Source organism: Hyphomonas sp. J20-32, from assembly GCF_055808555.1.
Genome location: NZ_CM147873.1, coordinates 1,268,160 through 1,281,497 on the forward strand (window position 1 = coordinate 1,268,160; position 13,338 = coordinate 1,281,497).

Sequence of the window (13,338 nt, forward strand, 5' to 3'; positions counted from 1 at the left end):
AGGATAGGGTGGCGCATGACTGTTGAAATTCCCACAGGCACGGCGCAACCGGAGCCACACCCTTTGCTTGTTTTCGGATGCGTGCTCGACGGGAAGGGCGGGTGCCGCACGATCACATGGGATTCAGTTCAGACATGGCAACCGGCACATGACGGGGAAGTCCTGTGGCTGCACCTGGACCGCACGGCGGACGGCGCTGCCGACTGGATGCGTAAAGCGCTGCCAGTCTCGGAAGCCACGATCGACGTTTTGATCTCGAATGAGACACGGCCGCGCGTATTCCGCGAGGGCGACGGGCTGGTGGCCGTCCTGCGCGGAATCAATTTCAATCCGGGTGATGAACCGGAAGATATGATTGCGATGCAGGTATGGGCAGAAAAGACGCGCGTGGTGACGTTGCGCCGACGCCGGTTGTTGACGCCGCGCGACGTGCTCGCCCGGTTGCAGGAGACGGGAACCGGGCCTGGAACCGCCGGTGACCTGGTGATTTCGCTGACCAAGGAACTGGTTGGCAAGATAAACAGCGCGATTGCCGACATGAACGAGCGAATCGACGAGCTGGAGGCCGATGCGGCAGATGCGCGGCCCGAGGACCTGCTGGGCGAGATCGGTGGAATCCGGCGCACCTGCCTCGCGTTCAAGCGGTACCTTTCGCCGCAATATGAGGCATTGTTGCAATTGCAGCGTGACCCGCCTGAATGGATGTCGAACGCCCACCGGAACACGATCCGCGAGACGATTGACCGGCTCAGCCGATACCTGGAGGACCTCGACGTGTCGAAGGAAAGCGCACTCGTGTTACAGGACGACCTGAACAATCGCGCCGCGACCGAGATGAACCGCACAATGTTCGTATTCTCGATCATCGCGGCGATATTCCTGCCACTGGGGTTTGTGACCGGGCTTCTGGGAATCAATGTCGGCGGCATGCCGGGTGTGAATTCCAGTGGCGCATTCTGGATAACCGTTGTGATCCTTGCGGTGATCGTCGGGATCGAGTTCATGTTATTCAAGCTGATGAAGTGGCTTTGAGGGCGAACCATGAATCCTGACGATATCGAAATCGACACCGAGGCGGTGGCCCAACAGGTCGGGACGATCTTCGACAGTTTGCAGGTCTGGTTCGAAGGGATTCTCGAGCAGGCGTGGTCGATTGCAACGCTGTGGCAGGCTGGCGTGGTCATCGCCGCCGGCATTGTCGGCTGGCTGCTCTCGCGCATTCCCTACAAGCGCCTGATTGCCGCTGCCCAGGAGCGTGGCCGGACGGACGCGCTCACGCGGGTCTACATTTCGCTGGCCAATGTCATGTGGCCATTGATCAGCGTCGTCTTCATCTGGGCCGCGGTGGCTGGTTTCCATATGGCGAAATTGCCGAATGACGGCCTGCGCATCGTGGCCAGCTTGCTGAATGCATGGATCATTATCCGCCTGCTCACATCGAACATGCGCAAGAGCTTCCTGTCCCGGGCAATTGCGCTCAGTTCATGGACCATCGCCGCGCTTTACATCCTGCGCTGGCTCGAGCCGACCGTGACGGCGCTGAACGATTTCCACATCCCGGTGGGCAAGCATTCGCCGTCTGTCTGGACCATATTGAGCAGTGTGGCGATTGCGATCCTGGCGCTCTGGCTGGGGCGTATCGCTGGTGCCGCGACCCAGACGCGGCTCAGGTCGACCAAACGGCTCAATCCGTCGATGGCCGGGCTGCTCGGGCAAGTGGCCAATATCCTGCTGATGGTGGCTGCCATTGCCATCGCGCTGCAGACGGTTGGCGTGAACCTGGGCGCGCTGACGATCTTTACCGGTGCCCTCGGCGTCGGCATCGGCTTCGGCCTGCAGTCGATCTTCTCGAATTTTATCTCGGGCGTGATCATCCTGATCGAGAAATCAGTGAAAGTGGGCGACTTTATCGAGCTGCAATCGGGCGTGACCGGACTGGTCAATGAAATCAACATCCGGTCCACGGTGATCACCACCAATGACAATGTCGATATCCTTGTGCCGAACGAGGAATTCATCAAGGCGCAGGTGATCAACTGGACCCTGCGCGAGGCGCGCCGGCGCACGCATATCAAGTTCGGCGTGGCCTATGGCACGGACAAGGAGCTGGTGCGCCAGGCCGGCATGGAAGCCGCTGCCGAGGTCAAGTGGACGCTGGAGAATATGGGCCCGCGCATGCCGCAGGTCTGGCTGGTGGGGTTCGGGGAGTCCAGTCTCGACTTCGAGCTTGTCGTCTGGCTGACGGAGGAGGCGGTGAAGAAGCCGTCCAAGGTCGTTGCGGACTATAATTGGGCGATCCATTCCGCCCTCGAGCGGCACGGTATCGAAATCCCGTTCCCGCAACAGGACCTGCACGTCAAATCCTCGGATGCGCTTCGGGTTCGCATCGAAACTGCCGCGGCAGGTGATACGCCATCACAGGCCGCAGGCGTGGCGGCCGATATGGAAAAAGCCCCCGAAGAATAACTCCGGGGGCTTTCCTGTTCGTCGCTGGGGTTACCGGCTGCAATCAGCCAGCGATGCGACGCACATAGTCGTACTGGTTCTTCTTGGTGTCGCGCTTGCGGGCGGGCTGGAACGCCACTTTCGCATGCTCGCTGCAATAGGGGCCGCAGTCGGACTTGCGACCGCAGAAGGCGAACTTCGGATCGGCCGGATCACCGATTGGCCATTTGCACATGGAATCGCGCAAGGTGAGGATGGTTGCAGCGCCACCATCGGCCAGTTTCAGCGGTGGCAGGGGCGCGATCATCGCCGTGCGCTCGACAGGCCTGGACTGCTCGATCGGCGTGGTGACGGCCGGCGTCGGCATCGTGACCGAACCGTCCGGCATCACGCGCGGCTTTGGCCGGGCCAGGCGTGGCGGGCGCTTGACGGGGCGCGACGGCGTCGCGCGCCCGGACAGGCCAAGGCGATGCACCTTGCCGATCACGGCGTTGCGGGTCACACCGCCCAATTGCTTGGCGATCTGCGAGGCCGAATGGCCTTCCGCCCAAAGTTTCTTGAGCACATCTACCCGTTCATCAGTCCATGACATGGATTTAGGTCTCCCAGCTCCAGGTTCAGGGGCCCATACACGGTCCCGTCAGCCTCTACATGTTGTGATAGCAGTTACGCGCCATCGCTCTCAGCACCTAGATATCGTATCAGGACCGAAACGAAACACAACATGCAGACATGGCTTTCCACAGGCTTTCCATATCTTGTGTCTTGTGAGTCGCACTTTTTGCATGCGGGCCCAAAATCCGGGCAAAGGCAAAAAAGTCGCGAATTGCCTCTCGCTCATCCGCGCGTGGCACATTAGATAACCTGCATGACAGACATCAGCTCAGACGCCAAACCCGCCAGCCCGAATTCCACCGTTTCTTCCAGTTCAGAATCTGGTTTCAGGGTTATCCGCCAGTATGGCGCGGTGAACGGGCTGGGCTTGTGGACACTGTATAAACGCGAAATCGGCCGGTTCCTGAAAGTGTGGATGCAGACCGTGTTCGCGCCGGTCGTGACGACATTGCTGTTCATGACCGTGTTCAAGCTGGCCTTTGGCGACCGGGGGCGCCTGACAGGCGACTTTGACGGACTGAACTATAATGACTTCCTCGCGCCCGGCCTGATCATCATGGCGATCCTCCAGAACGCCTTCCAGAATACGAGTTCGAGCCTGGTGCAAGCCAAGTTCAACTCGACCCATGTCGATTTCCTGATGCCGCCACTGTCGCCGCTGGAGCTGACGGCCGGCTTCCTGGGCGGGGCGATTACCCGCGGCGTGATCGTGGCCGTGATCTCGGGGATTGGTATCCAGCTGAGCGGCCTGGCCGACCTGACGGTGGTGCATGTCTGGCCGATTGTCTGGTTCAGCCTGACGGCGGCGATCATCCTGGGTGCGCTGGGCGCCATGGGCGGCATATGGGCCGACAAGTTCGATCACCTGTCCGCCGTGACGAACTTCGTGATCGTGCCTCTGACCTTCCTGTCAGGCACGTTTTACGACATCAAGGTGATGAAGGAGCCGTTCCTGACATTGGCGCACCTGGATCCGTTTTTCTACATGATTGACGGGTTCCGCTATGGTTTCATCGGCGTTGCAAACTCTTCCGTGATGACCGGGGTGATGGTGACCGGCGTGCTGTCTGTGCTGTCTACCGGCGCCGTCTGGTGGATGTTCAAGACCGGTTACAAGCTCAAAGCCTGATTCCCGTAAGACGCGAGCGGCGTTGACCCCCCGGCCCCGGAAGGGGTTAATGCCCGGAGAACCGGGACACACGGGAGATGGACATGGGTGTTTTAAGACTAACGGCCGGCGCTGTGCTGGCCCTCGCGCTGGCTGGCTGCCAGAATCTGATACCGCAGGAAATGAGCGTCGCCGACTATTGCGCCAATCCTGACAAGGCGCAGGAAAACGTCTGCCGGCTGAAGGTCGAAATCGACGGGCAGACGACCGCGCTGTCAGATACCGACATGCGCCTGTCGGAAGCGCGCGGCGTGGCCGACAGTGCTTCTGATGCGGCCGCCCGCGCACAGGCAACGGCCGACGAAGCGATGCAGCGCGCCGATGCCGCACTCGCCAAGAGTGACGAAGTGGTTTGCGAGACCCGCACCATTCAGAAAACCGACACCGGCACATGCCGTCCGGGCTACAAGCTGACCAGCTGTACCCAGACGCGCTACACGACGCGCGCCGGGCGCCTGTCTTTCCTGCGTGAAATCAATGACGAGAAGTGCCGCTTCAACGAGCGCGTCCTGGAAATGCAGGTCCGCTGCTGCAACACGGCTTCGGCCGCGCCACAGCCTGAAGACGCGACGCTCATCGAAAACATGCCGGAGCCTGAGGCCGAGCCAGAGACACCGGAAGACTCGCCCCTGAGCTTCTAGAAAAGACTTCTACCACAACCGGGGGGGATTCTCCGGGAGGTTGGGAAGGAAGCCGCCTGCACAAACATGCAGGCGGCTTTTTCTTGGGCGCGATTGCAGTGCGTTGAACTCGCATTCAGGCGCGACGGGAGTCGTTGCGGCAGGGCCGGCGACAAAGGCTGCCCCTAGGCAGCCAGCGCGACCTGGTTGCGGCCGTGGTTCTTGGCATCGTAGAGGGCGCGGTCGGCGCGCGAGAGCAGGGTGGAGAGCGTGTCGCCGGGCCGGGCCAGCGTGAGACCGAGGCTGATCGTGACGTGAATCGCCTTGCCGCGATAGAGCAGGCGGGTCGCTTCGGTGGCCCGGCGCACGGCCTCGGCGATACGGCTGAGTTCGTCCGCGCTGGCAACGTCGCACAGGATCGTGAATTCTTCACCGCCAAGGCGCGCCACGATGGCATCGTCTGGTACGGCATGCTCCAGCGTCCGGGCGATATGGCAGAGCACCTCGTCGCCTGCTTCATGTCCGTACGTGTCATTGACGCGCTTGAACCAATCGATGTCGACCAGGATGAGACCGGTCACTCCTTGCCCGGCGCCAGCGAGGCGCTCGGTTACATGGCGGGTGAAACAGCGCCGGTTGGCGAGGCCGGTGAGATCGTCGCTATTTGCGAAGTGCTGGACCTGGAGGTGGAGGTTGAGATGGCGCAGATTTTGCCGGATCACGTAGGCGAGCGCCGGCGGGGCGACGATCAACGGGATGATGAACGACATCACAAGCGATTGGCGAACCTCGGCGGATTTCAAGTCGGTATCTGAAAGCCAATCGAGGCCCATGGAGACGATGATCGCGAGGCTGGTCACCGTCATGGCCATGCGGATCTGCTGGCGCCAAAATTTGCTTTTCGGGTCGTTCATTGGGACGCAATTCAGATATATTATTTAGGGGCACATAGAATAACTCGTGCCGGCTTACCTAAACTTGCTCCGAAACGGTAAAATTTGATGTACTTCTGCGATACAGCCCCGCTTGCGGGGGACTTGCAGGCCGACGGAACTGCTATTTTTCAGCTAGGCGGCCAGCATGAACCGGTTCCGACCGTGGCGCTTGGCGTCGTAGAGGGCGTGGTCGGCGCGGGAGAGCAGCGTGGAGAGGGTGTCGCCCGGCTGGGCGAGCGTCAGGCCGAGGCTGATCGTGACGTGGATTTTCTCGCCGCGATAGTAGAAGCCCGCCGCTTCCGTTGCCTTGCGCAGGGCTTCTGCGATGCGGCTGAGATCCAGTTCGCTATCGACATCGCACATGACAGTAAATTCCTCGCCGCCAAGGCGCGCAACAAGGGCGCCATGCGGCGCCGCATGCAGCAGCGTCTGGGCGATGTGGCAGAGCGTTTCGTCGCCCGCTTCGTGGCCATGATTGTCATTGACGCGCTTGAACCAGTCGATGTCGACCACGATGAGTCCGAGCGTTTGCTGCGTGGCAGCGGCGGCGGCGAGGCGCGCGGAAGCCTGAACCGTGAATCTGCGCCGGTTGGCGAGGCCTGTCAGGTCGTCGCTATTGGCATGGTGCTGAACCGGGCGATGGAAGTTCAGGTAGCGCACGTTCTGGCGGATCATGTAGCCCATCCCGAGGGGCGTGACGAGCAATGGGATTACGAAGGATAGCACGATCATGTGCTTGCGCGCCGACACGTCGAGATGCGCGGTGCTGAACCACGTGATCAGCAGGGACATGCTGACGGCCATGACCAGGATGATCAGGGTGGCGCGGATCTGTTCGAACCAGAATCGACGTTCTATTTCGTTCATCGTGGCGTCCCCGGTGCCGGTTGATTTGGTTCACTATAAGACACAAGCACTTACAAGACCTTGCGCCGGATCGAATAATTTCGACACTTTCACGCTGAATGGCAGGTTGCGCTGGGCTTTTGGCGCCGAATTGGCCTAGTCTGGCGGCTTGCTGATTTGGGAGGCTGAGCCCTGGAAATCCTGACTGTCCTGCCGCCGGTCATGGCGATCATCGTCGCCATGCTGACGCGCAATGTGTATGCGGCATTGGGGTTGGCGCTGCTGGCTTCGGAGACGCTGATTTCGGGGTTCCATCCGGGCATGGGGGCGTTGGGCAGCATTGACCGGGCGGCGGCGGTTTTCGCGAGCGAGGGCAATGCGCGTGTCCTGCTTTTCTGCCTGCTGATCGGGGCGCTGATCGCGTGGATGCGCGACAGCGGCGGCGTGGAGGCCGTGGTGAGCGGCCTGATGAAGCGCGGGCTTGTTTCGACGCCGCGGCGGGCGGCGCTGGCGCCGGCGCTGGCGGGCACGGCGATCTTCGTGGAGACCAATGTAAGCCTGTTGAGCAGCGGCGTGCTGGGCCAGCGCCTGTTCGACGCGCACGGCCTGTCGCGCGAACGCCTCGCCTATATCATCGATTCCACCTCGGCGCCGGTCAGCGCGCTGATCCTGCTGAACGGCTGGGGCGCGTATGCGCTGGGCCTGGTCGAGCCGTATGGATTCGAGAGCCCGATCGGCGTCGTGGCCGGGACGATCCCGTGGAATTTCTATGCGCTGCTGACGCTGGCGGGGGTGTACCTGACGGTGTTCACGGGCCGCGTGTTCGGACCGATGAAGACGGCGGGCCTGGACCGGGACGTGCTGGCGGAAGATGAGGAGCCGGTGGCGCCGACGCGGTCGGTCTATATGTGGCTGCCGCTGCTGACCATGATCGGCAGCGCGCTCGGCTTCATGGCGTGGACCGGCGGCGGCAATATCCTGGCCGGCAATGGCAGCCAGTCGATCCTGTGGGCGGTGTGCCTGGCGATGCTGGTGGCGGGCGTGGTGCTGGCCATCGGCAAGGCCTTCCCGGCGGGCGGGCTGCAGGCGCGCGGCTTTGCCGGGATTGCCGAAATGGTGCCGGTCGTGGCGATCCTGTTCCTGTCGATCGCGCTGGGCGACAGCCTGCGCGAGCTGGGCACGGGCGCCTACATGGCCGGCGTGGCGGCGGCTTTCGTGTCGCCGATCATCGTGCCGGCCGTTGTGTTCGTGGTGGCGGGGGTGACGGCCTTCATGACCGGCACGAGCTGGGGCACCTATGGCATCATGATCCCGATCGCGATGCCGCTGGCCATGGCGCTGGGCATTCCGCCCTCGCTGGCGCTGGCGGCGGTGCTGGGCGGCGGCGTGTTCGGCGACCATTGCTCGCCGATCTCCGACACGACGATCATCGCCTCGCTGGCGGCGGGCTGTGACCATATCGAGCATGTGCGCACGCAGCTGCCCTATGCGCTGGCCGCGGGCGGGCTGGCGGTGGCGATGTACCTGGCGGCAGGCGCCTGGGTCAGCCTTTAGGGCGCAGCACCAGCTGCGAGCAGCGGAACAGGGCCATGCGCTTGCCGGTGGCCGTGTGCGTGATTTCGCAATCCCAGACCTGCGTCGTGCCGCCGGTATGGACCGGCGTGGCGCGGGCCTGGACGCGGCCTTCGAGGGCGGTGGAAAAGAAGTTCGATTTCAGTTCGATCGTGGTGAAACCTGTCGCGCCTGCGGGCAGGTTGGCCATGGTGCCATAGCCGCAGAGCGTGTCGGCGAGGGTGACGAGGCCGCCGGCATGGAGGAAGCCATTGGGCGCATGGTGCGTGGCGGCAATCTCGAAATGGCCCTCGACGAGGTGGCGCTCCAGCGTGGTGACGATGATGCCGAGATGGCCCGGCAGCTTGCCGTTGCCGCGCGCGGTGAAGGCGGCAGGGGAGAGCTGGTCTTCGGGGACGAGGTAATCCATGGGCGGGCTCCTAATAACGTTCTTAAAAGGAACTTAGTGCCGGAAGGCCGCGCCGCAAGCCGTGACGCGGGGGGAGGGGCGGCCGGTTCCGGCGGGCCTGTTCCAGACAGCAAAAAAGGCGCGGTCCCTAGGGCACGCGCCTTTCCTGCGTCATCGAATCAGACTACCGAGACTATGTGCTAGCACTCGTCGTCGGTCATCAACTGACACGGGGCTCGGTCGGTTCCGTTTGAGCGGTTCCGTACGTCGCCCTGGCTCCGGCTGGTCGCTCCGAAGAGCGCCCGAACCATCACCTCGACCAGTCATTACCCAGGGGCAAAGTTCTGGTCTCACTGCCGGCCATCCCGAGGGATTTGCCTTTAGTGGCCGCGTTTCGGATCGCGCCCCGGTCGCGGCATAGGGCACCAAATCCAGGGGTCTAGCTCCCCCAAAGATGGACATCGCTTGGCTTTGTCCCGTCGCCTTACCCTTGCCCTTCACGTCCGCCGCTCTCACGGCCTGGCTATTGGCCCGGGGTCTCCGGGTGCGATGTGCTGGGCCATCGTTCTGTCGCGGATTGTGCTCCCGCGCCGAGGTCGTTGGCTTACCGAAACGATCTCACCAAAACTCGCCTGAGTCGAGTCCCTGTCCATGATTTTTTCGCTCTCAGGGGGAGGAATTCCACAGATTTGCGACGGTGGTGAAATTGTTGCGCTGCACACGCATACGAACCACGAACAGGTGCCCGGAAAAAGCCCGGATTGTGCACGGAGAGGGCCCGGAGGCGGTGGTATGTGCACGGAGCGGGGGACAGACGGGTCCGTTTCCCCGGCGCAGGCCGGGGTCTCTTGCGGCAGGGACCGGACTAGATGGCCTGAGGCCCCGGCTTTCGCCGGGGACGCGGAGGGGGGGAAGGGTGTGGGAGAGCGCGCCCTCTCTCCGACCGCAGGGCCGGTGGGCGTATAGTCCGGGCCATGACAGAGACAGCCCGCCCCCGCCGTTACCGCCGCACTGCCCGTACGCTTTCCGCCCTGAGGCAGCTGGCGCGGGAGGCGGCGGAGGCGGGCGAACCCCTGGCCGCGATTGCCGCGCGTCTGAACATCCCGCCAACCACGCTGTCGGACTGGGCGCTGGCCGACGGCTTCCGCAAGACAGACCTGAAGGCCAGGGCCGAGGCGGCGGCCGCAGCGGAGATGGAGGCCGAGCGGGTGCGCCGGGCGGCGGAAGACACGGTGCGCGAGGCGGGGCTGGACGCGGGCGCCTCGCCGGTGGAGCGCGAAGTGGACATGGCCCGCGCCCGCGTCGGCGCGCTGCTGGAGGCCGGCCACATCCCGGAAGCCGAGGCCGACATGCGCAAGGCGCGGCGCCTGCTGAGCCTGATGAATTTTGCCGCGCCGGTGCAGGGGCGCGAACGCGTGTGGACGGACGCCGATTATGCCGACCCGCCGGAATATGACGGCTGGGACGCCCATACGCGCATGGCCTGGATGGCGGGCGACCATGTCTTCGCGGCGTTCGACGAGATCCGGGACTATGTGTGGGAACTGGAAGAGGCCGGGCAGGGCGAGGCCTTCCATGCCCTGCGCCGCGACCTGTATGCGCGCTATCGCCCGCAGGGCCAGCCGCCTTTGGCCGCCCACCGTGCGGACGCCTTCTATCGCAAGGCCTGGTGGCTGGACCCGCCGGGCGGGCGCGCGCCTGCAGCCGAGCGGCGCCCCGCGACGCGCATCGGCTATTGGGACGACAAGCCGAAGCTCTCACCGGAAGAGGAGCGCGAACTCATGGAACGCGCGCGGGCCGTGTGGGAGCGGCGTGAGGTGGAGGCGGGGTAGAGGGGTGCAGCGGGGTAGGGGGAACCACTATCCGTACTCTATAGTTGTTGGGCTTTCAAAAAATCTGCTTCCAACATGCGCGTGGCTACAAAATCCCGAGACCTGAAGTTTTCGCGGTTCAGTACACTGACAATCTTGCCATCAAACGCCACGATATCACCGCTTTCGGCTCGAAGTTTTTGGGATGTGTATTTGATGTACCGAATAGAATCCTCGCCAGTGGGTTCCGATAGGCTGGCGCACAACCGGAGTTTCATAAGATTGTCGCTTTTGAAAAGCACGATCTCTTGAACGACATATAGCGGAACAGGTCGTCGTTTGTATTGGTCAACATATTGGCTGACCCAATCGAGACCGACGGTTCGCAAGGCATCAAGTATTTTTGCCGACTCGCCCGCTTTTCTTGGTTTGATATTGACTGATTTGACCCAACCGTTGTCGAGCTGTTTTTCAGAAGGGTTCGTGCATGGGTGTTTCGGCCATGGGTAACCAAGCTCATCAAAGAATACACGACTTCCAAGGGCGTTTTGATAGTAGAAGACTTGCGCGCCGCACTCGGGGCAAGTCGCATTTGGATCAACAAAACAAGCGGCCCAGCTTCGCTCTGCGCCGCTGGTCTGGAGTATCCTCAGGGAGGCTTCATGCTTGTAGGTCCGAAGGGCGTCTGCCGGCGATGTGTATCGGCCGCGGGAATGGACGCACCAGCCGCAATTGCACCAAGGGTAGTGATTGAATCCTGCCATGAAACGTTTGGCTCCGGCCTAACCTGCCCCAATTAAGAGCTCATCTCTTTGGTTCGAGGCGTTGGCTGTCTTGGACCGCCTTGTCAGCCGAACGAACTTTTGTGATCGAGGCCATGCGTTGCCCGTTCCAAACTTTAGGCATGAAGGCGAGAATGGTGTTCTCGGGTCCATTGAAAACCAGTTCAGCGGAACAGTCGTCATAGTCGAAGTGGAAGAATAACAGGTGATCCGCCTTCGTGGCCACTTGGCGAAACACAGGGCCTCTTTTTGTGCCGCTGGCCTTCACTTGAACGGTGCGTCCATCCGGTGCGATACCATCAATGCCTTCGGACGATCTGCCAACCAGTGTGAGGCCGAAAATCTCGGCCGCAAGCGCTTCGCCGAGGTCGCCAACAAGGTTGCCATCGAGGGTGAATTTCAAATCGATAGAATTGTAATGCGCCCGGAGCGCGTTCCTCGCCTCGACCAATTGTCTAATGGCGGGTGGAAGCGGTATTCGCTTGGACATGTTGGGGGGCCTCGTATGAACCGAAAGGTTGGCGGGTTTAACTCGGCTCAATTCGGCATATGCTTGCTAGTCCAAGCTTGTTAGGCGCTCGACAAAAAATGTGAGTCCGTGAACCAACGAAGACAAAGTGACCGAAGAAAGAAAGAACAACAAAACAAAATAAATGCCATGGCCGATGCCGTACGTATTTCCGACTGAGCTACCGATTGGGCTTTGAAACAAAAAAGTACCTGCGCCCGATAGTAGAACGACCGCAATGCTGTTGATAAGCAAAAAGTAGAAAAGATAAATGGCAATCTGACGTTTAGACGGGGTGTCCCACTCCACTTTGCCATCAATTTTGATCGGCATTTTTGTGTTCTCGTCGCCAATATCCTCATCGACGTGGGGATTGCCGAATGTCGCTGCCGCAGAAAGAGCAGCAATCAAAAACCCTGGTAAAAGAGAGAATACAGAGAACACAAAACTCGAAAGGCTCAAGTTGCCCAGAAGCGATGGTTTGCTGTCCGCTTGGAAGTACCAAATCGCGGCAATCAATGTGAGAATTGCGGGCACAACGAGGGAATACAGCTTAACTGTGAAGTGATTTATACGCGGGTACGTGAGCCATGGAAGCATGATAACAGTCTACCACATGTTCTGTTTTTGTTCTATTCACTTTATCTGCGGATTGGACAACACTTTAGAGGCAAAATGTGCAGCGATTTGACCCGAGCTTGTGGGCAGTTGAGGCGAAATCGCCGTAATTGTCACCTTTTTTATAAAGCGGTCTTCTAAGATGCTTCCGGTCGCCGTATCGAGAGAAATGGAGCCTTTCCCCTCGGTTGGAGAGTCGAACTGAAGACGCGCCGTCTTCCACTTTGATGCTTCTGACTTGAATGCCCCTTTCAGGTCGTCAAATAGATCGACTACGTTTGAGGCGGCCTGCAAATCCAGCTGCACTCTGAGGTCTTGCTTTCGCGCACGGAGATATTTTTTTCCCCCGAAAGGAGCCTTCGTGTCTTCGCTCACCAAAGTGATGCCCGTGATCAGGCGCTGATTGACAATTGTTGCGGCTTTGTCAGATGGAATTCCCACGAGATCAACGATGATGCCGTAACCGACGTCCTTGTTTTTTCCTTTCTTATGGGGGCCGGCGAACAGTCCAATACCGCCCTTTTCCTTCACGCTCTCATGCTGGGAACTGAATATATGCCGGAAAAGAGCCTGAACGTTGCTTGCTCCGAGTTTGGTCATTCGCTCAAGGTAAAATGTGTACTTGCCGTTGGGATGTGGAGTACGACTAATGAAGAAGTGACAGCCGAATTCGTCGTCCTCATCACTGCCCTTCGGAGCGAATTTGATCGCTTTCGTATTTCTGTGACGGCGCGCTGGAACAGGCACAGTGCTGTCAGATATGCCGATATAGCCGACCGCGAAGTTTCCGCTGTAAGTTGGATTGAATTCCAACAGTTCTATCGTGTGTTCCACGCCTGACAGTTTGATCTTTTTGCGTCCGAACTCGGAATTCACCGCGTCGGAAATGACGGTAAAAAGGTCATTCGTATCGTGGATGGGTGTTGCTGTGGGAGCCGACGGTCGAAATACCATTTCGTAAAATGCGATATCACGTTCGTTGTTTTTCAACCCAATTCTCCTGATTTTCCGCGGCGCTTCGATTGACAAT

14 protein-coding genes are annotated in these 13,338 nt (G+C 60.5%); 6 read left to right on the forward strand and 8 right to left on the reverse strand.

Annotation, left to right across the window (positions count from 1 at the left end; genetic code table 11):
• The first annotated feature begins 15 nt into the window (after positions 1 to 15).
• Positions 16 to 1,032 carry a zinc transporter ZntB gene (locus AC0L7I_RS06375; protein ID WP_473398712.1) on the forward strand — a complete coding sequence of 339 codons (1,017 nt, stop codon included), beginning with the start codon at positions 16 to 18 and terminating at the stop codon, positions 1,030 to 1,032.
• Positions 1,033 to 1,041: 9 nt separating this feature from the next.
• A complete protein-coding gene (locus AC0L7I_RS06380) occupies positions 1,042 to 2,466 on the forward strand; it encodes a mechanosensitive ion channel family protein (protein WP_473398713.1) in 1,425 nt (474 codons plus the stop codon).
• A gap of 43 nt (positions 2,467 to 2,509) precedes the next feature.
• Here the strand turns inward: AC0L7I_RS06380 and AC0L7I_RS06385 are convergent, their stop codons facing one another.
• A complete protein-coding gene (locus AC0L7I_RS06385) occupies positions 2,510 to 3,037 on the reverse strand; it encodes a GcrA family cell cycle regulator (protein WP_473398714.1) in 528 nt (175 codons plus the stop codon).
• A 276-nt stretch (positions 3,038 to 3,313) separates the two neighbouring features.
• Between AC0L7I_RS06385 and AC0L7I_RS06390 the strand changes: the two genes are divergently transcribed.
• Both AC0L7I_RS06390 and AC0L7I_RS06395 read left to right on the forward strand, forming a co-directional pair.
• Positions 3,314 to 4,189 carry an ABC transporter permease gene (locus AC0L7I_RS06390; RefSeq protein ID WP_473398715.1) on the forward strand — a complete coding sequence of 292 codons (876 nt, stop codon included), beginning with the start codon at positions 3,314 to 3,316 and terminating at the stop codon, positions 4,187 to 4,189.
• Positions 4,190 to 4,272: 83 nt separating this feature from the next.
• The gene (locus AC0L7I_RS06395) at positions 4,273 to 4,869 is read left to right on the forward strand and encodes a hypothetical protein (RefSeq protein ID WP_473398716.1); all 597 of its coding nucleotides are present in this window, start codon (positions 4,273 to 4,275) and stop codon (positions 4,867 to 4,869) included.
• A 164-nt stretch (positions 4,870 to 5,033) separates the two neighbouring features.
• Here the strand turns inward: AC0L7I_RS06395 and AC0L7I_RS06400 are convergent, their stop codons facing one another.
• Together AC0L7I_RS06400 and AC0L7I_RS06405 are read right to left on the reverse strand one after the other, a co-directional pair.
• On the reverse strand, positions 5,034 to 5,762 hold the full coding sequence (locus AC0L7I_RS06400; protein WP_473398717.1) for a GGDEF domain-containing protein: 729 nt from the start codon (positions 5,760 to 5,762) through the stop codon (positions 5,034 to 5,036).
• 153 nt (positions 5,763 to 5,915) lie between these two features.
• Entirely contained in the window at positions 5,916 to 6,650 is a 735-nt protein-coding gene (locus tag AC0L7I_RS06405) for a GGDEF domain-containing protein (RefSeq protein WP_473398718.1), read from the reverse strand.
• Positions 6,651 to 6,851: 201 nt separating this feature from the next.
• Here AC0L7I_RS06405 and AC0L7I_RS06410 point away from each other — a divergent pair, with 201 nt between their 5' ends.
• Positions 6,852 to 8,183 (forward strand): Na+/H+ antiporter NhaC family protein, encoded by a 1,332-nt coding sequence (locus tag AC0L7I_RS06410; RefSeq protein WP_473398719.1) that lies wholly within the window; start codon positions 6,852 to 6,854, stop codon positions 8,181 to 8,183.
• On the opposite strand, the gene AC0L7I_RS06415 is transcribed toward AC0L7I_RS06410, so the two are convergent.
• Positions 8,173 to 8,610 (reverse strand): PaaI family thioesterase, encoded by a 438-nt coding sequence (locus AC0L7I_RS06415; protein ID WP_473398720.1) that lies wholly within the window; start codon positions 8,608 to 8,610, stop codon positions 8,173 to 8,175. The two genes, AC0L7I_RS06410 and AC0L7I_RS06415, sit on opposite strands and share 11 nt — an antisense overlap.
• A 953-nt stretch (positions 8,611 to 9,563) precedes the next feature.
• Between AC0L7I_RS06415 and AC0L7I_RS06420 the strand changes: the two genes are divergently transcribed.
• Positions 9,564 to 10,421, forward strand: coding sequence for a hypothetical protein (locus AC0L7I_RS06420; RefSeq protein WP_473398721.1), 858 nt, complete (start codon positions 9,564 to 9,566; stop codon positions 10,419 to 10,421).
• Positions 10,422 to 10,459: 38 nt separating this feature from the next.
• On the opposite strand, the gene AC0L7I_RS06425 is transcribed toward AC0L7I_RS06420, so the two are convergent.
• The 4 genes from AC0L7I_RS06425 to AC0L7I_RS06440 form a co-directional block, all read right to left on the reverse strand.
• On the reverse strand, positions 10,460 to 11,164 hold the full coding sequence (locus AC0L7I_RS06425; RefSeq protein WP_473398722.1) for a hypothetical protein: 705 nt from the start codon (positions 11,162 to 11,164) through the stop codon (positions 10,460 to 10,462).
• Between the two features lie 40 nt (positions 11,165 to 11,204).
• A complete protein-coding gene (locus AC0L7I_RS06430) occupies positions 11,205 to 11,672 on the reverse strand; it encodes a DUF6998 domain-containing protein (RefSeq protein WP_473398723.1) in 468 nt (155 codons plus the stop codon).
• A gap of 66 nt (positions 11,673 to 11,738) precedes the next feature.
• Positions 11,739 to 12,290, reverse strand: a complete 552-nt coding sequence (locus tag AC0L7I_RS06435; RefSeq protein WP_473398724.1) for a hypothetical protein — start codon at positions 12,288 to 12,290, stop codon at positions 11,739 to 11,741.
• Positions 12,291 to 12,326: 36 nt separating this feature from the next.
• Positions 12,327 to 13,298 carry a hypothetical protein gene (locus AC0L7I_RS06440; RefSeq protein WP_473398725.1) on the reverse strand — a complete coding sequence of 324 codons (972 nt, stop codon included), beginning with the start codon at positions 13,296 to 13,298 and terminating at the stop codon, positions 12,327 to 12,329.
• Between the last annotated feature and the right edge of the window lie 40 nt (positions 13,299 to 13,338).